Annotated in this window: 16 protein-coding genes and 1 pseudogene; 4 read left to right on the plus strand and 13 right to left on the minus strand. The window is 68.9% G+C overall.

Features of this window, described 5'->3' with window-relative positions:
* Window positions 1–22: 22 nt before the first annotated feature.
* Window positions 23–529, minus strand: coding sequence for a hypothetical protein (locus AB0D12_RS28870; protein ID WP_362688897.1), 507 nt, complete (start codon window positions 527–529; stop codon window positions 23–25).
* Between AB0D12_RS28870 and AB0D12_RS28875 the strand changes: the two are divergent.
* Window positions 428–664, plus strand: a pseudogene (locus AB0D12_RS28875) (AhpC/TSA family protein); the annotation flags it as partial. The gene AB0D12_RS28870 and the pseudogene AB0D12_RS28875 sit on opposite strands and share 102 nt — an antisense overlap.
* 97 nt (window positions 665–761) lie before the next feature.
* Here the strand turns inward: AB0D12_RS28875 and AB0D12_RS28880 are convergent.
* Window positions 762–3,647: a vitamin B12-dependent ribonucleotide reductase gene (locus AB0D12_RS28880; RefSeq protein ID WP_362688900.1), complete on the minus strand. Its 2,886-nt coding sequence runs from the start codon at window positions 3,645–3,647 to the stop codon at window positions 762–764.
* Between the two features lie 169 nt (window positions 3,648–3,816).
* Window positions 3,817–4,329 carry a transcriptional regulator NrdR gene (gene nrdR, locus AB0D12_RS28885; protein ID WP_362688903.1) on the minus strand — a complete coding sequence of 171 codons (513 nt, stop codon included), beginning with the start codon at window positions 4,327–4,329 and terminating at the stop codon, window positions 3,817–3,819.
* A 565-nt stretch (window positions 4,330–4,894) separates the two neighbouring features.
* Between nrdR and lexA the strand changes: the two genes are divergently transcribed.
* Window positions 4,895–5,680 (plus strand): transcriptional repressor LexA, encoded by a 786-nt coding sequence (gene lexA / locus AB0D12_RS28890; RefSeq protein ID WP_326653047.1) that lies wholly within the window; start codon window positions 4,895–4,897, stop codon window positions 5,678–5,680.
* 156 nt (window positions 5,681–5,836) lie between these two features.
* On the opposite strand, the gene AB0D12_RS28895 is transcribed toward lexA, so the two are convergent.
* From AB0D12_RS28895 to AB0D12_RS28915, 5 genes are all read right to left on the minus strand, one after another.
* Window positions 5,837–7,807, minus strand: coding sequence for an ATP-dependent DNA helicase (locus AB0D12_RS28895; RefSeq protein ID WP_362688907.1), 1,971 nt, complete (start codon window positions 7,805–7,807; stop codon window positions 5,837–5,839).
* Window positions 7,808–7,856: 49 nt separating this feature from the next.
* Window positions 7,857–9,665, minus strand: coding sequence for an IucA/IucC family siderophore biosynthesis protein (locus AB0D12_RS28900; RefSeq protein ID WP_362689030.1), 1,809 nt, complete (start codon window positions 9,663–9,665; stop codon window positions 7,857–7,859).
* Between the two features lie 62 nt (window positions 9,666–9,727).
* Window positions 9,728–10,462 carry a GNAT family N-acetyltransferase gene (locus AB0D12_RS28905; protein WP_362688910.1) on the minus strand — a complete coding sequence of 245 codons (735 nt, stop codon included), beginning with the start codon at window positions 10,460–10,462 and terminating at the stop codon, window positions 9,728–9,730.
* A gap of 41 nt (window positions 10,463–10,503) precedes the next feature.
* Window positions 10,504–12,405 (minus strand): IucA/IucC family protein, encoded by a 1,902-nt coding sequence (locus AB0D12_RS28910; protein ID WP_362688913.1) that lies wholly within the window; start codon window positions 12,403–12,405, stop codon window positions 10,504–10,506.
* Between the two features lie 27 nt (window positions 12,406–12,432).
* Window positions 12,433–13,809, minus strand: a complete 1,377-nt coding sequence (locus AB0D12_RS28915) for a diaminobutyrate--2-oxoglutarate transaminase family protein (RefSeq protein WP_362688916.1) — start codon at window positions 13,807–13,809, stop codon at window positions 12,433–12,435.
* A gap of 305 nt (window positions 13,810–14,114) precedes the next feature.
* On the opposite strand from AB0D12_RS28915, the gene AB0D12_RS28920 reads away from it, so the two are divergent.
* Both AB0D12_RS28920 and AB0D12_RS28925 read left to right on the plus strand, forming a co-directional pair.
* Entirely contained in the window at window positions 14,115–15,290 is a 1,176-nt protein-coding gene (locus AB0D12_RS28920) for a hypothetical protein (RefSeq protein WP_362688919.1), read from the plus strand.
* Between the two features lie 271 nt (window positions 15,291–15,561).
* A complete protein-coding gene (locus AB0D12_RS28925; RefSeq protein WP_362688922.1) occupies window positions 15,562–16,728 on the plus strand; it encodes a hypothetical protein in 1,167 nt (388 codons plus the stop codon).
* Between the two features lie 92 nt (window positions 16,729–16,820).
* Here AB0D12_RS28925 and hflX read toward each other — a convergent pair whose 3' ends face one another.
* The 5 genes from hflX to AB0D12_RS28950 all read right to left on the minus strand — a co-directional run bounded on the left by hflX (window position 16,821) and on the right by AB0D12_RS28950 (window position 23,602).
* Window positions 16,821–18,311, minus strand: a complete 1,491-nt coding sequence (hflX, locus tag AB0D12_RS28930) for a GTPase HflX (RefSeq protein ID WP_362688925.1) — start codon at window positions 18,309–18,311, stop codon at window positions 16,821–16,823.
* Window positions 18,312–18,478: 167 nt separating this feature from the next.
* Window positions 18,479–19,942 carry a M1 family metallopeptidase gene (locus AB0D12_RS28935; protein WP_362688928.1) on the minus strand — a complete coding sequence of 488 codons (1,464 nt, stop codon included), beginning with the start codon at window positions 19,940–19,942 and terminating at the stop codon, window positions 18,479–18,481.
* 65 nt (window positions 19,943–20,007) lie between these two features.
* Complete coding sequence (locus tag AB0D12_RS28940) at window positions 20,008–22,095, minus strand: HD domain-containing protein (RefSeq protein ID WP_362688931.1); 2,088 nt, start codon at window positions 22,093–22,095, stop codon at window positions 20,008–20,010.
* 140 nt (window positions 22,096–22,235) lie between these two features.
* Window positions 22,236–23,135 carry a diaminopimelate epimerase gene (gene dapF / locus AB0D12_RS28945; RefSeq protein WP_362688934.1) on the minus strand — a complete coding sequence of 300 codons (900 nt, stop codon included), beginning with the start codon at window positions 23,133–23,135 and terminating at the stop codon, window positions 22,236–22,238.
* A gap of 26 nt (window positions 23,136–23,161) precedes the next feature.
* Window positions 23,162–23,602 (minus strand): hypothetical protein, encoded by a 441-nt coding sequence (locus AB0D12_RS28950; protein WP_362689033.1) that lies wholly within the window; start codon window positions 23,600–23,602, stop codon window positions 23,162–23,164.
* Between the last annotated feature and the right edge of the window lie 43 nt (window positions 23,603–23,645).

Consider the following 23,645-nt stretch of genomic DNA (forward strand, 5'->3'; position numbering starts at 1 on the left):
GCAGCCTCGGTACCGCGGCTGTTCACATGGAGCATTTTCCCGGCCCGAGCGGCGCAAGGGCAGCAGTGACGCTGCGGAGGAGCACGCCCGGGTCGGCTCCGGCGCGAGAACGCAGGTTCACGCCGTAGGCGAGCAGCGCCAGCACCTCGGCAGCAGCATCGGTCGCGACACCCGCGGACAGCTGTCCGCGGAGGCGAGCCGTTTCGAGTACGGCGCACATCGCGTCCCGCAGCTGCTGGTGGTGCTCGTCCAGCAAGGCGCGAACCGCGGGGTCATTGTGTTCGGCGCCGGTGTGGGCATTGACGACCATGCAGCCCCAGCCCGCGTACTTGCCCGAGCAGCGCACGGCAATCAGCTCAGCGAAGAAGTCTCGGACGGCGGGCAGTCCCCGCCCGTCGTCCGCGAGTCCTTGGAACGCGGGCTGCCCGACATCGCGAAGCAGTTCGGTATCGCTTTCGATCTCCCTGGCGAGCTGGGCGCCCTGTACGACCGGCTGGGGTTCGACCTCCAGCGTGTCAACGCCGGCCATGCCCGCACCCTGCCGCTGCCCGCCACCTATGTCATCGACCGCACCGGCGTCATCCGCTGAGCGTTCGTCGAGACCGACTACACCGTACGTGCCGAACCCGCCGATATCCTGGCCGCACTCGACGCGCTGGACTGAACCCCACCTCCGGCAGACGGTCGAACGAGATAGAGCGGTGGCCGAATTCTCGGCCACCGCTCTATCCGTCATTCGCTTGCCGGCCAACGCCGGAGTATCAACTGCAGCCGCTGGTCGAGCCGCAACCCTCGCAGATGTAGCAGGAGCCGGCCCGCTGCATCTTCGTCCCGCACGAGAAGCACAGCGGCGCGTCCGCGCTGATGCCCAGCTGCATCTCGACGAGCTCCGCCGAGGTGTGCGCCTGCTTCGGAGCCGGAACCTCAGCCTTCGGGACGGCGACGGCCTTCAGCGTCTCCTGCTGACGCGGTGCGGACTGGGCCAGGCCCTCGACGTCCATCTCGTCGTCGGAGGGCTCGTACGAACCGGTCTCCAGGTGACGCTGACGCTCCTCGGCCGAGTGGATGCCGAGCGCCGAGCGGGTCTCGAAGGGCAGGAAGTCCAGCGCCAGGCGGCGGAAGATGTAGTCGACGATCGACTGCGCCATCCGCACATCCGGGTCGTCCGTCATACCGGCCGGCTCGAAGCGCATGTTGGTGAACTTCGAGACGTACGTCTCGAGCGGGACTCCGTACTGCAGACCGACCGAGACGGCGATGGAGAAGGCGTCCATCATGCCGGCGAGGGTGGAACCCTGCTTCGACATCTTCAGGAAGACCTCGCCGAGACCGTCGTCCGGGTAGGAGTTGGCGGTCATGTAGCCCTCGGCGCCGCCCACCGTGAAGGAGGTGGTGATGCCGGGACGGCCCTTCGGAAGGCGCTTGCGGACCGGGCGGTACTCGACGACCTTCTCGACCGCGGCCCGGATCGTCTCCTCGGCCTTCTCGGTGACCTCGGCCTTCTCCTTCTCCTTGGTCTTGGCCGAGAGGGGCTGGCCGACCTTGCAGTTGTCGCGGTAGATCGCGAGCGCCTTGACGCCCATCTTCCACGCCTCGAAGTAGACCTCTTCGACGTCCTCGACAGTGGCGGTCTCCGGCAGGTTGACTGTCTTGGAGAGCGCGCCGGAGATCCACGGCTGGATGGCCGCCATCATGCGGACATGGCCCATCGCGGAGATGGAGCGCTCACCCATGGCGCAGTCGAAGACCTCGTAGTGCTCGGTCTTCAGGCCGGGAGCGTCGATCACATTGCCGTGGTCGGCGATGTGATCGACGATCGCCTCGATCTGCTCCTCCTGGTAGCCCAGGCGGCGCAGCGCCTGCGGGACCGTGCCGTTGACGATCTGCATCGAGCCGCCGCCGACCAGCTTCTTGAACTTGACCAGAGCGAGGTCGGGCTCGAGGCCGGTGGTGTCGCAGGACATCGCGAGACCGATGGTGCCGGTGGGCGCGATGACCGAGGCCTGCGCGTTGCGGAAGCCGTTCTTCGCACCGAGGCGGATCACGTCCTGCCAGGCCTCCGTGGCGGCGGCCCAGATCGGCGAGTCCAGGTCGTCCATGTGGACGGCCGTGGTGTTGGCGCCGGCGTGCTGCTTCATGACCCGCTGATGCGGCTCTGCGTTGCGGGCATAGCCGTCGTACGGGCCGACGACCGCGGCAAGTTCGGCGGAGCGCTTGTACGAGGTACTCGTCATCAGCGAGGTGATGGCGCCGGCCAGCGCACGGCCGCCGTCGGAGTCGTACGCGTGACCCGTGGCCATCAGCAGGGCGCCGAGGTTGGCGTAACCGATGCCCAGCTGACGGAAGGCGCGGGTGTTCTCGCCGATCTTCTGCGTCGGGAAGTCCGCGAAGCAGATGGAGATGTCCATCGCGGTGATGACCAGCTCGACGACCTTGGCGAAGCGCTCGACATCGAAGGACTGGTTGCCCTTGCCGTCGTCCTTGAGGAACTTCATCAGGTTCAGCGAGGCAAGGTTGCACGAGGTGTTGTCCAGGTGCATGTACTCGCTGCAGGGGTTCGAGCCGTTGATCCGGCCGGACTCCGGGCAGGTGTGCCAGTTGTTGATCGTGTCGTCGTACTGGATGCCGGGGTCGGCGCAGGCCCAGGCGGCCTCGGCCATCTTGCGGAAGAGCGACTTGGCGTCGACCTCTTCGATGACATCGCCGGTCATCCGGGCGCGCAGCCCGAACTTGCCGCCGGCCTCGACGGCCTTCATGAACTCGTCGTTCACACGGACCGAGTTGTTGGCGTTCTGGTACTGGACGGACGTGATGTCGTCGCCGCCCAGGTCCATGTCGAAGCCCGCGTCACGCAGGGCGCGGATCTTCTCCTCTTCCTTCACCTTGGTCTCGATGAAGTTCTCGATGTCGGGGTGGTCGACGTCGAGGATGACCATCTTCGCCGCACGGCGGGTGGCGCCGCCCGACTTGATCGTTCCTGCGGACGCGTCCGCGCCACGCATGAAGGAGACCGGGCCGGAGGCGTTGCCGCCGGAGGAGAGCAGTTCCTTGGAGGAGCGGATACGGGAGAGGTTCAGGCCGGCGCCGGAGCCGCCCTTGAAGATCATGCCTTCTTCCTTGTACCAGTCGAGGATCGACTCCATGGAGTCGTCGACGGCCAGGATGAAGCAGGCGGAGACCTGCTGCGGCTGGGGCGTGCCGACGTTGAACCACACCGGCGAGTTGAAGCTGAAGATCTGGTGCAGGAGGGCGTACGCCAGCTCGTGCTCGAAGATCTCGGCGTCGGCGGGCGAGGCGAAGTAGCTGTAGTCCTCGCCGGCCTTCCGATACGTCTTCACGATCCGGTCGATGAGCTGCTTGAGACCGGTCTCGCGCTGCGGGGTGCCGACGGCCCCGCGGAAGTACTTGCTGGTGACGATGTTGACCGCGTTCACCGACCAGAAGTCGGGGAACTCGACGCCACGCTGCTCGAAGTTGACCGAGCCGTCGCGCCAGTTGGTCATGACGACGTCACGGCGCTCCCAGACAACCTCGTCGTACGGATGCACGCCCGGGGTGGTGTGGATTCGCTCGATACGCAGACCCTTGCTCGCCTTCGATCCCTTGGCTCGGGACCCTCGTGCCGGGCCGCTCGTCGTCTCTGTCATGCCGCCTCCCATACATGGGCAAAAACGCCCTGAAGTGCCCAGATCTTCCCGTGGCACATTGTGTGTCTGATGCCTCGGGCGCCGCGCACAGCGCCCGTGACAGGTCTTTTGCCGCTCTGCTGCCGGCCGACGGGATTTTCGCGGGCCCGAGCCGGTCAGCCGGTACTGCTCAGTCGGCGGCGGTGGCGGGCACGGGGACCTCGAGGGTCTCGCCGATCCCGCATTCCTCTGCGGGAGGCCGCTGCTCGCGGAGTTCCGCGATGGCGGCCTCGAAGTCTTCGAGTGAGCCGAAAGCCCGGTACACGGACGCGAAGCGCAGGTACGCGACGAGGTCGAGTTCCTGCAGGGGGCCGAGGATGGCCAGACCCACGTCATGGGTGGTCAGCTCGGCGCTGCCGGTGGCACGGACCGCTTCCTCGACCCGCTGGCCGAGCTGGGCGAGGGCGTCCTCGGTGACCGGCCGCCCCTGGCACGCCTTACGCACGCCGGAGATGACCTTGGTACGACTGAAGGGTTCGGTCACCCCGCTGCGCTTGATCACCATCAGCGAGGCGGTTTCCACCGTCGTGAAGCGGCGGGAGCAGTCGGGGCACTGCCGACGACGCCGGATCGACGTTCCGTCGTCGGTGGTGCGACTGTCGACGACACGGCTGTCGGGGTGCCTGCAGAAGGGGCAGTGCATGGCTCCCAACCCTCCTTCACAGCACGACTGAATGGCCTCGACAGGCAGATCGAAGCCCTCCGAAGCAGCTCCAAGCATAGGCGATGACCACGGTCTTGAAGGACCGGGGACCACAACTTCTGGGCGACAGACACAATCCAACCACTAGATCTGGGGTTTGGTCGCGCTTTGGCTCTCAGCGCGCGTGTCACACGGCGGGGGCGCGGCGGGGCGCATGGCCGCGCGACACAGTGAGGGCCGCGGGAACGCTGCGCCAGCGGCGTACGAGCGCCTCGCCGCGGCATCCGGGCGGCACGGGACCGGCCACGAGAGTACGGGAGACGCGCGGCTCCGCGGATTCCTGACCCCCGGGTGCCAGACTGGAATCACCCCGCCTCACCGCGCCGCGGCGGTGAAGGTTAGCGTAGTGGCCCGAAATGCCTCGCGGACAGATCGTTCGCACATACACCCAGCCAGACGCTCGCGTCAGGCGATCTGCGATTTTTCACTCGAACGTGTGTTTGGCGCAACCTTTCGAAACCAACTACCGTTGTCCAGCGAGGGAGACCATTCGAGAGGGGCCGACGTGACCACCACCGCAGACAGTGCCACCATCACTGCCCAGGACCGCTCCCAGAACCGATTCGAGCCGGTGCATGCCATGAATGACGCAGCCACGACCCCGGAGGGTCCCAAGCCCACGCGTTCGCTGCCCGGCCGACCTCCAGGGATCCGGGCAGACAGCTCCGGGCTCACGGATCGGCAGCGGCGCGTCATCGAGGTGATCCGGGACTCCGTGCAGCGGCGCGGATACCCACCGTCGATGCGCGAGATCGGTCAGGCGGTAGGCCTGTCCAGCACCTCATCCGTCGCACATCAACTGATGGCGCTGGAGCGCAAGGGCTTCCTGCGCAGGGACCCGCACCGGCCCAGGGCGTACGAGGTACGCGGCTCCGACCAGCCCAGCACCCAGCCGACGGACACGACGGGCAAGCCCGCCGCGTCGTACGTGCCACTCGTCGGCCGGATCGCGGCAGGCGGCCCGATCCTCGCGGAGGAATCCGTCGAGGACGTCTTCCCGCTCCCCCGCCAGCTGGTCGGGGACGGCGAGCTGTTCGTACTGAAGGTCGTCGGCGACTCGATGATCGAGGCCGCGATCTGCGACGGGGACTGGGTTACGGTGCGACGCCAGCCCGTCGCGGAGAACGGGGACATCGTGGCCGCGATGCTGGACGGCGAAGCCACCGTCAAGCGGTTCAAGCGGGAGAGCGGCCATGTGTGGCTGCTCCCGCACAACGCTGCGTACCAGCCCATCCCGGGTGACGAGGCGACGATCCTCGGCAAGGTGGTGGCGGTGCTGCGGCGGGTGTGACAGACCCGCCGGCTCTGACCGGGCCCCGGGACCCACTGCGCCGGTCCCGGGGCCCTGCTGTGTCTGAGTGCGGCTGAGTGCGGTTCACCATGTGCGGTTCAGGCGGTTCAGTGCGTGCGGTTCAGGCGGTTCAGTGCGTGCGGTTCAGCAGGGGAACTACTTGCCGTCCGCCTTGGCGGCGGCATCGATCGTGGCCAGCGAGCGACGTACCTGATTACGGTCCGTGGTGTACCAGAAGTCGGGCAGCGAGGCGCGCAGATAGCTGCCGTAGCGGGCGTTGGCGAGCCGCGGATCGAGTACGGCGACGACGCCCCGGTCACCCGTGGCACGGACGAGACGGCCCGCTCCCTGGGCCATCAGCAAGGCGGCATGCGTCGCTGCGACGGCCATGAATCCATTGCCGCCGCCCTCCTCCACCGCCTTCTGGCGGGCGCTCATCAGCGGATCGTCGGGGCGTGGGAACGGGATCCGGTCCATCACCACCAGCTGGCAGCTGGCCCCGGGCACATCGACGCCCTGCCAGAGGGAGAGCGTGCCGAACAGACAGGTCTCCGGGTCAGCGGCGAAGGTCTTGATCAGTTCGCCGAGGGTCTCTTCGCCCTGGAGCAGGATCGGCTTTTCGAGTCTGCCGCGCAGCTCTTCGGCCGCCGCCTGGGCGGCCCGCATGGAGGAGAAAAGGCCGAGCGTACGGCCGCCGGCCGCCTCCACCAGATCGGCAAGCTCGTCCATCATGTCGCCCCGGGAGCCTTCGCGGCCTGGCGTCGCCAGATGGCGGGCGACGTAGAGGATGCCCTGCTTGGGATAGTCGAAGGGCGAGCCGACGTCGAGACCCTTCCACTGCGGGACGTCCTCGCCTTCGGTGCCTTCCGGGGCGAGGCCGAGCGAGGCACCGACGCCATTGAAGTCACCGCCGAGCTTGAGCGTGGCAGAGGTCAGCACCACCGATCGTTCGGCGAAGAGCTTCTCGCGCAGCAGCCCGGAGACGGAGAGCGGAGCCACTCGCAAAGACGCGCCGAATCGGTCGTGGCGCTCGTACCAGACGACGTCGTACTCGGAGCCCTGGGTAATGCGCTCGGCGACGTCATGGATGTTCTCGACGGACGCGAGGGCCTGCTTGCGTACGGCGTCCTCGTCCTGGACGGACTTGTCGCGGGTGGAGCCGAGGGCGGAGATGACCGTACGGGCCGCGTCGCGCAGCGCCATCAGTGCGTACCCGAGATCTTCGGGGAGCTCCTCCAGACGACCCGGGAGCGCGAGCTCCATCAGCCGCTCGAAGGTCTCGGCAGCAGTCTGGAGAGAGTCCGCGGCCTTCTCGTTGACCAGCTTCGCCGCGCGGCGCACGGCCCGGTTCACCTGGCCGGGGGTGAGCTCGCCGGTGGCGACACCGGTGACCCGGGATACCAGCTCATGGGCCTCGTCCACGATCAGCACCTCGTGCTGAGGGAGCACCGGGGCGCCCTCGATCGCGTCGATCGCCAGCAGTGCGTGATTGGTGACGACGACATCGGCGAGCTTGGCGCGTTCGCGGGCCGCCTCGGCGAAGCACTCGGCGCCGTAGGCGCATTTCGTCGCGCCGAGGCACTCCCGGGAGGAAACGGAGACCTGCGCCCAGGCCCGGTCGGAGACTCCGGGGGTGAGGTCGTCACGGTCTCCTGTCTCGGTCTCGTCGGCCCAGTCACGCATCCGCAGCAGGTCCTGGCCGAGCTTGCTGGTGGGCGCGGCGGCTTCGAACTGATCGAAGAGGCCGTCCTCCTCTTCCTGCGGAACGCCTTCGTGCAGGCGGTGCAGACAGAGGTAGTTGGAACGCCCCTTGAGCATCGCGAACTCGGGCCGCCGACGCAGCAGCGGGTGCAGTGCGTCGACCGTACGCGGAAGATCACGCTCCACGAGCTGGCGCTGCAGGGCCAGAGTGGCCGTGGCCACCACGACGCGCTCGCCGTGCGCCAGGGCGGGCACCAGATAGCCGAGGGACTTTCCGGTGCCTGTGCCGGCCTGGACGAGGAGGTGCGCATTGTCGTCGACGGCTTCGGCGACGGCCTCGGCCATGGTGACCTGGCCTGGCCGTTCCACGCCGCCGACGGCGGTGACGGCGGCGTGCAGGAGCTCGGGGAGGTTTGGCTTCGTCATAGCCCGACCACCCTACGGGGCACCACTGACAGCGCGGTCACGCGTCCGTTCATCGAGAGGGGCCCAGAGGGTTGGGGACGGTGCCGTGGACGGCGGCGTGGGGCCGGTCGGGACGGTCACGGTAGCCGTCAAGATGGAGCCGGTTCCGGTTGAGGCAGAGGCGCTCGATACGGGGCGTGAGCAGGTCGAACATCTCGTAACGGTCCTTGAGCCCCGGAAAACGGGCCTGGTGCCGCAGGATTTCCGCCCGTACGAGCGCGAAGAACTCCTCTTCCGGTACGCCCAGCTGCTCGTCGCAGAGCGGGGCGAGGAAGCGGAAGACACCCACGAAGAGCCCGGAGTGGATGAACTGAGTGAGATAGGCGGGGTCCTCGGTGAGGAGGATCTCGCGTACGTCGTCGGGCATCGAGTCGTGTTCGGGCAGCGGCCGGGCGCTGACATTCACATCGTCGACGAAGTCCTTGATCGCGAGACGCACCGGGACGTCCTGTGAGTCGTAGACGACGATCGCGTTCTCCCCGTGCGGGGAGAAGACGGTGCCGTAGCGGTAGAGGAAGTGCAGCAGCGGCGGCAGCAGTGCGGAGAAGAGACGCTGAAGCCAGACGGTGGGGTCGAGCCCGGAACGTCCGACCAGCTCGGCGGTGAAAGCGCGGCCCTGCGGGTCGGTGTGAAGGAGCGACGAGAGGGTGCGGGCCCGCTCGCCAGGGGCGAGGCGGGGCTGGAGCGGCTCGCGCCAGATCGCGCCGAGGAGTTCCTTGTACTGGTACGGCACCTCCGCGAGGTGGTCGTAGAGGGGGTGCTCGACGGTGACCGAGGCGACTTCGCCGAGGAGGATCACACCGCACTCGTCGCGCAGGAAGGGGTCGGCGTCGCGCAGTCCGTGCACCCAAGAGGTGACGGCGGGGGCTGCGAGGGTGCGTTCGGTCGGGAGCCCGCGCCAGACGAGGGTGTTGAGGATCGACAGCGGCAGCTTGACGGTGTGCCGGTCGGCGCGGTCCAGGTTCGCGAAGGTACGGATGGACTGCTGCGGCAGCCGCAGATCGCCGTCGGTGGGCAGCGGAACGATCTCGCCCCGGGCGATGGCCGGCGCGAAGAGGGGCAGGAGCACCTCGTCCCACTGCCAGGGGTGTACGGGGAGGAAGAGGTACGTGTCGGGGTCGAGGCCCCTGGCGCGCAGGGTGGTCGTGAAGGACTCGCGTACGGGAGGGTCGAGTTCACGGACGTACAGATCCTCGGGGGCGCCGAGTCCGGGGACACCGCGGTAGGCGGCGAGGTTGGAGCTGACCGCGATCCACGGGAGCCGGGCGGGTCTGCGGGCCTCGGGCGACCAGAGGGCGGTGTCGGTGGCGGAGAAACCGATGCGGCCCTTGTTGAGGACGAGCCACGGGTGACCGGTCTGGTGGCCCTCGAGTTCGGCATAGCCGAGATCGGCCAGCTCGGCCGAGGTCAGCGCTGTGTGATCGAGCCTGGTGTCGGAGGCGAGGGTGGTGGACAGCTCGCGGAGGAGATGGCCGAGGGTGGCTCCGTCGAGGGCGAGGAGCCGTCGCGCCCGGGCGAGGAAGGAAAGCGGGTCGGTGAAGCGCCGGCCCTGGTGCTCGATGGAGTGCGGATCGACGCGCCAGCTTCCGTATGCCCCGCGCCGGGCGCGGAAGGACAGGCTGCATGCGTCGTCCATCGCGAGTGTGTAGTGGTCACCCGCGCCGGGGACCGGCTCGATGATCTCTTCGTAGGCGAACTCACCGAGCATCTTGGCGAGGAGACGGCCGGCCGCCCGGTCCCAGCCCTGCGGGTTCAGCCCGGGCGGGGTGAACGGGACCGCGGTCGGCTCCGCGGAGTCATGGGTGGGAGGGGACTTCAGCACGGGGACTCCTCGAGTGGAACCGATGCGGGTCGAGCGGTGTAAGTAAGGCAGCGGATCGTTCACAGCAGGTTGCGAAGGGCGCGGTCGCGGACCATGAGGGCAGCTCGCTTGTCAGGGAGGTCGACTTCGGCGGAGAAGCGGAAGCCGGCGCTCAGGAAGGCGGATACGGAGGGGGTGTTGCGCAGGTCTGGTTCCGCGATGACTCGTGCACAGCGGGGTCGATTGTCGAGAGCGAGTTCGGCGACGGCTCTGAGGAGAGTGGAGCCGACACCGCGGCCGCGGTCGGCGACACCGCCGATGAGGAGGTGGATTCCGGTGTCATGAGGACGGGCCGGGTAGTGCCGCGCCAGTGGGTCGAGGTCGGCGCGGTAGATCTCGAAGTAGCTCATGGGGGTGCCACTGAGCACGCCGAGACAGGGGACGCTGCGTCCGTCGCCGTCGAGCTGGGCACGCAGATGGCCGGCGGTGACCGACTCGGGTCCCGCCAGCTCCCAGAACGCGGCAACGGCAGGGTCGTTCATCCAGCGACTGATCAGCGCCAGATCACGTTCGATCCGGACGGGGACGAGCTGGAAGGGACCGAGCGGGGTGGTGGCCGGACCCCAGCAGGCGGGGGTGTCCAGCAGATGGCCGGCGCCGTCGTCCGTGCGCTGAGGTGCGAAGGCCAGCTCGTCCTCCCGGAACGGCGCGAAGAGCTCCTCGGGAAGCTGTAGGTCCAAGGTGTCCTCGGCCCCTCCGCCGAGCTGAGGTGCCGGCCCGGCTCCGGTGCCGGTGCTCGCATCGGTGGGAGGCACGGTGGCGCTCTCCTCTCGCAGTTCGGTCGGGTTGTGTTCCCTCAAGGACGAAGGGGGTTGGTGATGGTGACGTAGACGGACTGGGTGTCGACAGGACCGACGAGCTCGTCGAGGCCGCGCAGCCGCGTGAGCAGATTGGCCTTGGACCGCAGGATGGGGGCATCGAGAAGCTGAGCGGGCAACGGCGATCCCATGCCTGCATTCGCGGTGAGGAACAGCCGGAAAGCGGCAATGAGTACGCGCTCGTCGGCGAGGCGTTGAGCTCCGAAGGCTCCGATCAGTCCGAGGACGTTGTTGATGCCGAGGTAGTAGGCGAAGCGCTCGTCGGTGACGTCGTCGGAGACGAAGGTGTCGCTGACAGTGCCGATGCCAGGAAGGCGGCGCTCGAGTGCGGCACGGTGGGACTCGCGGAAGTAGTACCCCTGGTTGTCTCGGTAGCGGCCGCCGACGGGCCAGCCCTCAGGGTCGAGGATCACGAGCGTGTTCTGCTGGTGGGCCTCGAGAGCGATACCGGCGGTGGCGTCCAGCCAGAGCACCGGGCGTACGACGTGATCGAGGTAGCGCAGGAACCACTCGGCGGCGACCGCGCCGGTGGGCCGGCCGGTGCGCGTGGCGAGCCGTTCCACCGTGTCGGAGAGGCGCGAGTGCATTCCGGGGCGCGACGGCCAGGGGCGAGGTGCGGTCAGTCCCGCGATGCAGACGGCGTCGTCGCCGAGGCCAAAGGGATTGTGGCGCAGCATGACGTCGAGGCCGGGTACGGCTGCGCCGTCGGCGGTGTCGACCGCGAGCCAGGCGGGGTCCCGCACGATGTCGAAGCCGGGGTGGGCGGACTGCCACTGCTCGGCGAGGCCTGTGCGGAGCAGCCGGTGCACCTCGACGCCGCGGTGGAGTTCCTTGCGGAGATTCTCACGACGGGAGTTGGTGATGCGTACGCCGAGCGAGAGCTTGAGCATGGCCGGGGCGCCGGGACGGTGCACCGTGCGGACCGAGGAGGTGGGGTGCCAGGGGTCTCCATAGGGACCGAGGTCGTGCAGGAGACCAGCGTCGAGGAGGGCTGCGACGGCGGGGCGGTGCTTCAGTTCGCGGGCCTGCCAGGGGTGAAGCGGCAAGGGGACGGTGTGGTCGGGGAGTTGGAGGTCACCGCAGAGGCGGGCGGTGAGCTGCTCGGCCGACAGGGTCCGGCCGTGTTCGGTCCATGCCGATTCGGTGGCCAGGACGGAGCGGTCGACGGCCATCCAGTGCAGCGGAAAAGAGCCGTACAACTCCGGTGAGTAGAGCCGGACTTCGGCCTCAGAGAGTCCTTCGCGGCTCTTGGGTGTCGGGTGCAGCGGGTGGCCCAGTACAAGGGACTGCTCGGCGGTGAGGAAGAGATCCGCCTCGGGGGCGGGAGCGGGATGGGCGCGGCGGTCGGTGATGAAGTCGGTGGTGCGCCGCACCGAGTCGGCGACGCGGCCCACCAGATCGGCTCCTTCGCTCTGACCCGCTTCCCGGCCGAGGAGTGCGGCGACGGTGACGGCATCGACGCCCGGCGCGTCGCGCGGACCGCCCTCCAGGGCGGGCAGGCCGAAGCGGTGCCAGCCGGTGAGGGACCAGTACCGCACCGGGACGAGCAGCGCGGTGCCACTGGCGTGCAGCGGGATGCGCAGGGTGGCGCCGTCCGGCTTCGCGAGGTCGTTCTCCCGTACCCAGCAGCGGAGGAGATTCTCGACGGCGGCCGCGTCCGCAGCTCGCTGCGGATCCGGATGGTCGAGGGGCTCTGCCGCTCGGGCGCCGGAGGACGCGCCGGCCGTGGGCGTGTGCTGTTCGCCGAGAACACCCGTCTGTTGGCGGGGCACCGCCGCCGCCTCGACCAAGAGGGGGCCACACATTCCGCCCTGTCCTTGGTGGTGGGCGGTGGGACGGCCGTCGGCCTCGGGCACATCGGGCGCGGGGGTGGGGTTCACGGAGGGCTTCCTTGTGATTTGTCCGGGTCAGTGCAACTGCCCGTTGTCGGTGCGGTGTCGCATGGAGCGTTCGGCATCGGCCAGGGCGTCGGCAAAGCGGTCGAGGACAGCCACGGCCTGTTCGTCGGTGAGGGTGAGAGGAGGAAGTAGCCGTACGACACCGGAGTGACGTCCGCCGAGTTCGACGATGAGCCCGCGGTTCAGGCACTCCTGCTGGACAGCGGCGGCGAGTGCCGGGGCGGTCGGCGGGACCAGGGCGTCGGGGGCGGCGGCGTCCGGGTCGACGAGCTCGACGCCGATCATGAGGCCCTGGCCGCGTACGTCTCCGATGCAGGGGTGGGCCGCGGCCAGTCCCTGCAGCCGGCCCAGCATGCGCGCACCGAGGGTCGCGGCGCGGTCGGCGAGCCGGTTCTCGCGTACGAAGGCGAGGGTGGCCGCCCCCGCCGCCATGGCTAGTTGGTTGCCACGGAAGGTGCCGGCGTGGGCACCGGGCTGCCAGGCGTCGAGTTCGGACCGGTAGACGATGACAGCCAGCGGAAGGGAGCCGCCGATTGCCTTGGAGAGCACCATCACATCGGGCACGACACCGCTGTGTTCGACCGCCCAGAAGGCACCGGTGCGCCCGACGCCCGTCTGCACCTCGTCGGCGATCAGCGGAATCGAGCGGGCGGCGGTGATCTCCCGCATCCTGCGCATCCAGGCATCGGGGGCCGGGATCACTCCACCCTCACCCTGGACCGGTTCCAGGATCATCCCGGCCGGCGTGGACACTCCGCCCTTGGAGTCGTCGAGGAGGTTCTCGGTCCAGCGTGCCCCGAGTTCGGCACCGCGTTCGCCGCCGATCCCGAAGGGGCATCGGTAGTTCTGCGGGAAGGGCAGCCGGGTCACGCGTACGTCGGTGGCGCCACCCGAGGCGTCGAGCGCGCCGGCCGTCATCCCGTGGTATGCGCCGGTGAAAGCAAGGAGGCCGCTTCGACCGGTCGCCGTGCGGACGAGTTTGAGGGCGGCTTCCACCGCGTCGGTGCCGGCAGGCCCGCAGAACTGGACCCGTGCGTCGTCGGCGAACTGCGGTGGCAGCGTGGCGAACAGCTCGGTGGTGAACGCGTCCTTGACCGGGGTGGCGAGGTCGAGGACATGCAGCGGCGCTCCCGAGTCGATCACTTTCCTGATCGCTTCGAGAACCACAGGATGGTTGTGCCCGAGCGCCAAAGTCCCCGCCCCGGAAAGGCAGTCGAGATAGCGCCGCCCGTCCGCTCCCTCGATCGTCAGTCCCCGGGCCCGTACGGGAACGATGGGCAGCGAGCGCGCATACGTACGGGCCGCAGATTCGCGGAGCGACTGCCGACGCAGAATCCCCTCGTGCGCGGCAGGCAGCGCCACCGGAGCAGGTTCGGTCACGCCCACGGCTGTTGGTCCTCCAGCTGTAACAGTTGCGTTGCACATCGGTACAGCGTTCGTAGGCCGCCCACCCACGCTGAACGCTGGCCTTGTGCCCCCCGTACGTACCCAACGACGCCGGGAGCCGGGGATTACGGGCATTCGGAAGATCCTTGCGGTGACGGAACCGCGGACCTGCTGCGCACCGTCCCCATCGGCACCGGCATAGTGGGGGCCGCAGCCGGGCCAGGCTCCACGTACGGCCGCCGGCTGAGCAACGCTTTGTGAAGTTCCGACAGTTCAGAGTTATGAAGTCCCAGGGGGATCACGACATGCGACCCATTCGCCCGACGCTGGCAGCGGCCTCCATCGCCGCTGTACTCGCGCTGGCTGCCACCGCCTGCGGTCCGAGCGAGGACAACGCGGGCGAGAAGCCGAGCACGCCCGCCAGCCAGCCCACCGACGGCAAAATCACCATCCCGGACGATCTCAAGGACCGGCTCAAGGAGCGCGGGATCGACCTGGACAAGTGGAAGAACGGCGAGTGGAAGAACTGGGACAAGGACAAGTGGCTCCGTGAGGCCAAGGACTTCGTCAACCCGATCATCGAGGGCCTCTGGGACCCGGATCGGATGCGCGATGCCGACAAGCCGCCGGAGAAGCCCGTCGACAACGACATCTCGGGCGACGAAGGTGTCACCGACCCCACGCCCGCCCCGGTCAACGCGCAGGCCGTGAAGGCTCCGTACCACTCCACCGCCGCCGAGGCCGGCAAGGTCTTCTTCGACGGCCCGGAGGGTTCGATGGTCTGCTCCGCGACCGTCGTCAAGGACCCGGCCCACCCCGGAAAGTCCAACATGGTGTGGACCGCGGGCCACTGTGTGCACGCCGGAAAGAGCGGCGGCTGGTACCGCAACATCGCCTTCGTGCCGTCGTACAACGACAGCGCCAAGCCCACCGCCGCGCTGGAGAAGGCTCCCAAGGAGCAGATCGCTCCGTACGGCGTGTGGTGGGGCGACTGGGCCCAGACCTCCGAGCAGTGGATCTCCCAGGGCGCCGCGACCGGCGGCCAGGGCGCTCCGTTCGACTTCGCCGTGATCCACGTCACGCCCGAGAAGGGCGGTACGGGCAAGTCGCTTGAGGAGACGATCGGTTCGGCGCTTCCGGTCGACTTCAACGCCCCGGCTGTGCCGAAGATCGACAACATGACCGCCAAGGGCTACCCCGCGGCGCCGCCGTACGACGGCCAGAAGCTCTTCCAGTGCTCCGACAAGCCGGGCCGGCTGTCCATAAAGGCCAACGAGCCGACGATGTACCGCATCGGCTGCACCATGACCGGCGGTTCCTCCGGCGGTGGCTGGGTGGCCAAGGGCCGGGACGGCAAGCCCGCCCTGGTGTCCAACACCTCCATCGGCCCGGTGACGGCCGGCTGGCTGGCGGGTCCCCGCCTGGGTGACGAGGCCAAGGGCGTCTACAACTCGGTCAGCAAGAAGTTCGCGGGCCAGTAAGCAGTCCACAGAAGGGCAGGGGCCGATGGCTCCTGCCCTTCCTGGTGGAGACTCCGTGCAGGTGGGGACCGTCTCAACTGTGCGGCTCCGCACCGGGCATAGAGTGGTGCCCGAGCAGGGGCGGCCCCGGAAGGCCGCCCTTTCGCGTGACACGCTCATGGCAATTCACGCGCACGGCAGCACCACCACGCCGTCAGCTGATGCACGACACATTCATGGCACATAGACACATAGGCACATTTCCAAAAGCACTTCAGGGGGAATCGTTTCCATGCGATCCATACGTCCGCTGCTGGCTGCCACCGGCATTGCCGCAGCCCTCGCGCTGACGGCCACCGCTTGTGGTCCGGGCGAGGACAAGGCGGCCGACAAGCCCGCCGCTTCCAGCCCCGCCGACAAGGGTGGCGCGGATCTTCCCGCAGACCTGGCCGACAAGCTCAAGGAGCACGGTGTCGACCTGGACAAGTGGAAGAACGGCGAGTGGAAGAACTGGGAGAAGGACAAGTGGCTGCGTGAGGCCAAGGACTTCGTCAACCCGGTGATCGAGGGGCTGTGGAAGCCCAAGCGGATGACGACGGCCAAGGCGCCGGCGAAGACGCTCGCGGCCGGCGACATCTCCGGTGACCAGGGCGTCACCGACCCGGAGCCGCGCCCGGTCCAGGCCCAGGCGGAGAAGAAGCCGTACCACGAGAACGCGGCACCGGTCGGCAAGGTCTTCTTCGATTCGCCCGAGGGCACGATGGTCTGCTCCGCCACCGTCGTCAAGGACCCGAAGAACCCGGGCAAGTCCAACCTGGTGTGGACAGCGGGCCACTGCGTCCACGCGGGTCAGGCGGGCGGCTGGTACCGCAACATCGCCTTCGTGCCGTCGTACAACGACCTGGGCAAGTCCCCGGCTGCGCTGGACAACGCGCAGCCGCAGGAGATCGCTCCGTACGGCGTCTACTGGGCCGACTGGGTCTCGACCTCGGGCGAGTGGATCTCCCAGGGCGGCCCGACCGGCGGTACGGGTGCTCCGTACGACTACGCCGTGATGCATGTGAAGCCGGAGAAGGGCACCAAGTCGCTGGAGGAGACGGTGGGCAACGCTCTCGACGTCAACTTCGACGCGCCCGAGGCCAAGAGCATCAGCGCGATGGGCGCCTGGGGCTACCCGGCCGCCCCGCCGTACAACGGCGCGATCATGCACAAGTGCATCGACCGTCCGGGCCGTCTCTCGGTCGCTCCCGGTACGCCGACGATGTGGCGCATCGGCTGCAGCATGACCGGCGGTTCCTCCGGCGGTGGCTGGTTCGCCAACCAGCCGAACGGCAAGCCCGCGCTGGTCTCCAACACCTCCATCGGCCCGGTCACTTCGGGCTGGCTGGCGGGTCCGCGCCTGGGCGCCGGAGCCAAGCAGATCTACACCACGATGAGCGACAAGTTCGCAGGCCAGTAAGACTGCCGGCTGCTGGACACACACCAAGCCGGAAGGCCCGCCCCCTCTCGATGAGGGGGCGGGCCTTCCGGCTTGTTCGGTTCAGTAGGCGATCAGCGAGTCGCCGGCACATACGGCGCCAGCGCCGCGGCCAGCTCCTCGTGCACCCGCGCCTTGAGCAGCGTGCCCTCCGTGGTGTGTTCCTCGGAGAGAACCTCGCCCTCGGCATGCACCCGCGAGACGAGCCCGCCCCGGGTGTACGGCACGAGGACCTCGATCTCGACCTCGGGCCGCGGCAGTTCGACGTCGATCAGCGCGAGCAGCTCGTCGATACCCCTGCCGGTCCGCGCCGACACCGCGATCGCGTGCCGCTCGATACGCAGCAGTCGCTGCAGTACGAGGGGATCGGCCGCATCCGCCTTGTTGATCACCACGATCTCGGGCACGTCCGTCGCGCCCACATCGCGGATCACCTCGCGCACGGCGGCCAGCTGCTCCTCCGGCGCCGGGTGCGATCCGTCCACCACATGCAGGATCAGATCGGAGTCCCCGACCTCCTCCATGGTGGAGCGGAAGGCCTCGACGAGGTGGTGCGGCAGATGCCGTACGAACCCGACGGTGTCGGCCAGGGTGTAGAGCCTGCCGCTCGGCGTTTCGGCCCGGCGGACGGTCGGGTCCAGGGTGGCGAACAGTGCGTTCTCCACCAGGACGCCAGCGCCCGTGAGGCGGTTGAGCAGAGACGACTTGCCTGCGTTGGTGTAGCCGGCGATCGCGACCGAGGGCACCTTGTTGCGCCGGCGCTCCTGCCGCTTGATCTCGCGGCCCGTCTTCATCTCCGCGATCTCCCGGCGCATTTTCGCCATCTTCTCGCGGATCCGACGCCGGTCCGTCTCGATCTTGGTCTCACCGGGACCACGGGTGGCCATGCCGCCACCGCTGCCGCCACCCATCTGCCGGGACAGCGACTGACCCCAGCCGCGCAGCCTCGGCAGCATGTACTGCATCTGTGCCAGCGCGACCTGCGCCTTGCCCTCTCGGGACTTGGCGTGCTGGGCGAAGATGTCGAGGATCAGGGCGGTGCGGTCGACCACCTTGACCTTGACGACGTCTTCGAGGTGAATCAGCTGGCCGGGGCTGAGCTCACCGTCGCAGACGACGGTGTCGGCGCCGGTTTCGAGCACGATGTCGCGCAGCTCCTGCGCCTTGCCGGAGCCGATGTAGGTGGCCGGGTCGGGCTTGTCACGGCGCTGAATGACGCCGTCCAGCACCAGCGCGCCCGCCGTCTCGGCGAGCGCCGCCAGCTCCGCGAGGGAATTCTCGGAGTCCTGTACCGTCCCCGTGGTCCAAACGCCGACCAGCACCACACGCTCAAGGCGCAGCTGCCGGTACTCGACCTCGGTGACGTCCTCGAGCTCCGTGGAGAGACCCGCCACACGCCGCAACGCGGCGCGCTCGGAGCGGTCGAATTGATCGCCGTCCCGCTCTCCGTCGATCTCGTGGCTCCAGGCGACGTCCTCTTCCATCAGGGCATCAGCCCGAAGGCTCTCGGTGCGCGTGTCCGCGAAGCTCTGCTCGTTCTGGGAAGGGGATGAAGAGGAGGTCATTGGATCCTTACGTCGATGGGAGTCGATGGAAAAAGTGCCGGAGAGAATTCCGGTACGTCAGTTACAACGCGTAATGGCCCCGGATGATTCCCCAAGGGGTTCCGGCCCCGGCCGCGTCGTCGACCTGTTGATGGTCCCACGGGCCTGCCGGGGCCGTCACCCCAGTTTCAGCGGGCTGCGGCGGCTGCGCCGGCCGTGCTGCGCCAGTCCGCGTGCCCCGGCATCGGCGGCGTCCGCTTCCCGTACAGCCATTCCCGGAAGAACGCCGACAGGTCACGGCCCGCGATCCCCGATGCCAGTGCCGCGAAGTCGGCCGTACTCGCCGACCGGTCCCGGTGCCCGCTCACCCAGGCCCGCTCCAGCTGGCCGAAGGCGTCCTTCCCGATCGTCTGCCGCAGCGCGTACAGGACCAGTGCGCTGCCGCCGTACACCACGGGACGGAAGAGGCTGATCTTCTCCCCCGGTGCCGGCGGCTTGGGCGCGGCCGGCGGCCCGCCGGTCGCACGCCAGCGGTCGGACTGCCTGTACGCCTCGCGCATCCGCAGATCCAGGGACTTCTGCGCCTTCTCGTCGGCGTACAGCGCCTCGTACCAGGTGGCGTGCCCCTCGTTCAGCCACAGATCTGACCAGGTGCGGGGCGAGACACTGTTGCCGAACCACTGGTGGGCCAGCTCATGCACCATGATCGAGTCGACGTACCACTCGGGGAAGATGCCCTGGGTGAAGAGCGAGCGCTCGAAGAGCGAGAGCGTCTGCGTCTCCAGCTCGTATCCGGTGTCGGCTTCGGCGATCAGCACTCCGTACGACTCGAAGGGATAGCGGCCGACCTGCCGCTCCATCCACTTCAGGTGTTCCGGCGTCTTCTTCAGCCAGGGTTCCAGCCTCGTGCGATCGGCGGTCGGCACGACATCGCGTACGGGCAGGGCGTGCGGCCCCTGGCGGCGGGCGACGGTCGAGCGGCCGATCGACACCTGGGCCAGCTCGGTGGCCATGGGATGCAGGGTCCGGTACGCCCACGTGGTGGTGGACCCTGTCCGTACCTTTGCCGTCTGCACCCCGTTGGCCACCGCGGTGAGCTCGCTGGGCGCGGTGATCCGGAAGGTGAAGTACGCCTTGTCGGCAGGGTGGTCGTTGGACGGGAAGACCCGGTGGGCGGCGTCGGCCTGGTTCGCCATCGCGAGCCCGTCGGCGGTACGCACCCAGCCTCCGGCGTTCGCGGGTCCCCTCGGGTCGCTGGTGTGCGTGACACTGATCCGAAGCGGGGATCCTTCCTCGACCGCGTCCGGCGGGGTGACGACCAGGTCCTCTCCGGCACTCGCGAACTCGGCGGACTCGCCGTTCACTTCGACTGCGCTGACGGTGCCGTGCGTGAAGTCGAGATTGATGCGGTCCAGGCGCCGAGTCGCCAGTGCGTCAATCTTTGTGACGGCGTCCAGCGGCTTGGCGTTGCTGCCGCGATAGGTGAAGGCGATGTCGTAGGCGAGGACGTCATAGCCGGGATTGCCCAGCTGCGGAAAGAGCGGATCGCCGATGCCGAGCGGTGCGGGCGGAGGCAGGGCCGCGGCAACGAGGGTGGCCGATGCGGCGGCCAGCAGAGTGGCACGCAGGCGGCGCCGAGAGGTGTGCAGCATGCACTACGGCTATCAGCGCGCCCGGCGCGGACCGTGGCGGCGCGCGTCGCACCACCCGAACGAGATCAGGCGGTGGCGGCCGGATGCTGGGTGCGGCTCACGTCGTACACCCCCGGCACATCGCGCATGGCGCGCATCAGGGCGGGAAGCCCGGCGGCGTCCGGGAGTTGAAGGGTGTACGTGTGCCGTACGCGCTGTTCGCTGGGCGGCTCGACGGTGGCCGAGACGATGGCCGCGCCCTCGGTGGCGATGACCTCGGTGAGATCGGCCAGCAGGCGGGGGCGGCCGAAGGACTCAGCGATCAGAGTGACCCGGCATTCGGCGGCATCGCCCCAGCTCACCGCGATGGGCTCGCGGTCCAGGGCTCTCATTCGGGCCACGGCCGGACACCTCTCGCGGTGGACGGTCACGGCGCCGCCGCGTACCGCGAACCCGGTGACGGCGTCCGGCGGTACGGGCGTACAGCAGCCGGCGAGACGTACCGTCGCGTCCGGCAGATCGACGACGGCGTTCGCGGCCGCAGGCCGGTCGGCGGTGACGGGGGCGGGCCGGCGGATGGCAGCGGCGGGGACCTTTGTCCCCTCCGGATTCGCCTCGAGCCAGGCGGCGATGGCGATGCGCGCGGCGGGTGTGCGGGCATGGTCGAGCCAGTCGGGCGAAGGTCCGGATGCGGCGTCCTGGGCGAGGAGCAGATGCACTGTGTCGCCGTCGCTCAGCACCGTACTGAGCGTCGCCAGACGGCCGTTGACGCGTGCGCCGATACAGGCGTGCGCCTCCTCTCCGTACTGCGCGTACGCGGCGTCCACACAGCTCGCGCCGACCGGCAGTCCGAGCATGCCGCCGTCGGCGCGGAAGACGGTGATCTCCCGGTCCTGTGCCAGATCCGCACGCAGGGAGGACCAGAACGTGTCGGGGTCGGGGGTGGACTGCTGCCACTCCAGGAGGCGGGAGAGCCAGCCGGGCCGGGTGGGGTCCGCGCGTTCGCCATCGGCCGGTTCTGCCCCTTCGACGGGTTCCAGGGGTACGTAAGGATTGCCGAGTGCGATCACTCCGGCCTCGGCGACCTTGTGCATCTGGTGCGTACGGATGAGGACTTCGGCGACCGCGCCGTCCGGTCCCGCGACAGCGGTGTGCAACGACTGGTACAGGTTGAACTTGGGGGCGGCGATGAAGTCCTTGAACTCGGAGATCACCGGGGTGAAGCAGGTGTGCAGCTCACCCAGGACGCCGTAGCAGTCGGCGTCCTCGCCGACGAGCACCAGCAGTCGGCCGAAGTCCGTGCCGCGCATCTCGCCACGCTTGCGCCGCGCCCGGTGGACGGAGACGAAGTGCCGTGGCCTGACGAAGACTTCGGCGGCGATGTCGGCGTCCCGCAGCACCGCCTTGAAGTCCTCCGCGGTGGCAGCGAGCGCATCACCCGCGCCGGTGTTCTCGGCGATGAGGGCGCGGGTGCGTTCGTACTCCTCCGGGTGGAGGATCGCGAAGACCAGGTCCTCCAGCTCGGTCTTGAGCGCCTGTACGCCGAGCCGTTCGGCGAGGGGGATGAGGACATCGCGAGTGACCTTGGCGATACGAGCCTGTTTCTCGGGGCGCATGACGCCGAGCGTGCGCATGTTGTGCAGCCGGTCGGCGAGTTTGATCGACATCACGCGGACGTCGTTGCCGGTGGCGACGAGCATCTTGCGGAAGGTCTCGGGCTCGGCGGCGGCCCCGTAGTCGACCTTCTCCAGTTTGGTGACGCCGTCGACGAGATAGCAGACCTCGGCGCCGAATTCCGTACGTACCTGATCGAGGGTCACCTCGGTGTCCTCGACGGTGTCGTGGAGGAGCGAGGCGGTCAACGTCGTGGTCTCGGCGCCCAGTTCGGCGAGGATCAGCGTCACGGCGAGCGGATGCGTGATGTACGGCTCGCCGCTCTTGCGGAACTGTCCGCGGTGGGAGGACTCGGCCAGGACGTACGCCTTGCGCAGGATGGCGAGGTCGGCGTCGGGATGGTGTGCGCGGTGCGCGTCGGCGACATGGCCGATCGCGTCGGGCAGCCGGTCCCGGGCGGCAGGCCCGAGGAGCGCGGCGCGGCCCAGCCTGCGGAGGTCGATCCTGGGGCGGCCGCGCCTGCGGCTGTGGGCACCAGGGTTGGTGGCCTCTGCACTCATGGGGCACCTCCGGCAGCTTCGACCGGCGGTGGAAAGGGCAGGCGTGCACTCCGTGCCGGTGCTTGATGCTACCGAGCCCACCACGTGGCGCAGTCCGGCTCTCGCTCAGCGTGAAAGGGATCACCCATTCGAGCGAAGCTCTATGCGATCACGGTTTCGGTTACAGCGAGGAAGGCCGGTTCGATGTGGCCCTCGGCGACGATGACGGCGGGGGCTGTCATCTCGATCTCGCCGTCGGGCCGTTCCGTGATCATGAGCCGTCCGCCGGGGAGATCCACGGTGTACGTGACCGGGGCGCCGGTGACCGAGGGGTCCGCGCCGTCCCTGCGGGCGGCCGCCACGGCGACGGCGCACGCACCCGTGCCGCAGGAGCGGGTCTCGCCGGAGCCGCGCTCGTGCACGCGCATGGCGACATGGCGCTCGCCGCGGTCGACGACGAACTCGACGTTCACGCCGTCCGGGTAGACCGACGCCGGACTGAAGGTCGGTACGGAGAGAAGATCGCCTGCGTGGTCCAGGTCGTCGACGAAGGCAACCGCGTGCGGATTGCCCATGTTGACGTGGCGGGCGGGCCAGCTGCGGCCGTCGACGGTGACTGTGACGCCGCCCTCGGGAAACAGCGCGCGCCCCATGGAGACGGTGATGTCGCCCTCCTTGGCGAGATGCACCTTCTTGACGCCGCCGCGGGTCGCCACGGCCAGGTCGCCCGCCGCGGCATGGCCCGCTCTCTCGAGGTAGCGGGCGAAGACGCGTACGCCGTTGCCGCACATCTCGGCGATCGACCCGTCGGCGTTGCGGTAGTCCATGAACCACTCGGCCTCGTCGGCCATGGCACGCGCCTCGGGGTGCGCCTCGGACCGCACGACATGCAGCAGTCCGTCGCCGCCGATGCCGGCCCGGCGGTCGCAGAGCCTGGCGACAGCTGATGCGGGCAGGTCGATGGCGTTGTCCGGGTCGGGGACGATCACGAAGTCGTTCTCGGTCCCATGGCCCTTGAGGAAGGCGATCGGCGAGGTCTGCGGAGTGCTCACGCCGTCCATCGTACGAGGACGGCCGGGCGGACAGTTCAGCGGAGCCGTGCCACGCGCCAGACGGCGAGCGCGACGATCGCCACGCCCACGCCGACGTACAGGGCGATGACCCGCCAGTCGGGACGCTCCCCGGAGCCGCGGGCCGGCAGTCCGGGCCAGGTGTGGCCCACGCGGCGGGCTGCCATCACGCCCCAGCCGGCGGCGCAGCAGCTGATCAGCAGTCCCAGCATGGCGACGACCGCTCCGCCGTCGCCCGTGCCGAAGGCGAGAGGGAAGGCGAACATCAGGGAGCCGATCGCGGCGAGCGTCACGATGGGGGCGAGCTGCCAGATCCGCAGCCTGCGCTGCGGGCGCAGTTCGACCTCGACCTCGTCCGCGATCACGTCCTGCTCGTCAGGCCCGTCCGGACTCAGACGGGACGCGCTGTCCGCTGCGTCCCGTCTTCCCTGCTCCGTGTCGCGAGGGCCGGCCTCCATCGCCACGCGCCCTCCCAACTCGGACTCCACGTCGATCGATGCT

The organism is Streptomyces sp. NPDC048479 (assembly GCF_040651435.1).
Classification (GTDB): Bacteria; Actinomycetota; Actinomycetes; order Streptomycetales; family Streptomycetaceae; genus Streptomyces.

What these genes read in the sequence shown, in the direction of transcription:
- AB0D12_RS28870 (WP_362688897.1), bottom strand. Translation starts at nt 529, where the DNA reads ATGGCCGGCGTTGACACGCTGGAGGTCGAACCCCAGCCGGTCGTACAG.
- AB0D12_RS28880 (WP_362688900.1), bottom strand. Translation starts at nt 3,647, where the DNA reads ATGACAGAGACGACGAGCGGCCCGGCACGAGGGTCCCGAGCCAAGGGA.
- nrdR (WP_362688903.1), bottom strand. Translation starts at nt 4,329, where the DNA reads ATGCACTGCCCCTTCTGCAGGCACCCCGACAGCCGTGTCGTCGACAGT.
- AB0D12_RS28895 (WP_362688907.1), bottom strand. Translation starts at nt 7,807, where the DNA reads ATGACGAAGCCAAACCTCCCCGAGCTCCTGCACGCCGCCGTCACCGCC.
- AB0D12_RS28920 (WP_362688919.1), top strand. Translation starts at nt 14,115, where the DNA reads ATGCGACCCATTCGCCCGACGCTGGCAGCGGCCTCCATCGCCGCTGTA.
- AB0D12_RS28925 (WP_362688922.1), top strand. Translation starts at nt 15,562, where the DNA reads ATGCGATCCATACGTCCGCTGCTGGCTGCCACCGGCATTGCCGCAGCC.
- hflX (WP_362688925.1), bottom strand. Translation starts at nt 18,311, where the DNA reads ATGACCTCCTCTTCATCCCCTTCCCAGAACGAGCAGAGCTTCGCGGAC.
- AB0D12_RS28935 (WP_362688928.1), bottom strand. Translation starts at nt 19,942, where the DNA reads ATGCTGCACACCTCTCGGCGCCGCCTGCGTGCCACTCTGCTGGCCGCC.
- AB0D12_RS28940 (WP_362688931.1), bottom strand. Translation starts at nt 22,095, where the DNA reads ATGAGTGCAGAGGCCACCAACCCTGGTGCCCACAGCCGCAGGCGCGGC.
- dapF (WP_362688934.1), bottom strand. Translation starts at nt 23,135, where the DNA reads ATGGACGGCGTGAGCACTCCGCAGACCTCGCCGATCGCCTTCCTCAAG.
- AB0D12_RS28950 (WP_362689033.1), bottom strand. Translation starts at nt 23,602, where the DNA reads ATGGAGGCCGGCCCTCGCGACACGGAGCAGGGAAGACGGGACGCAGCG.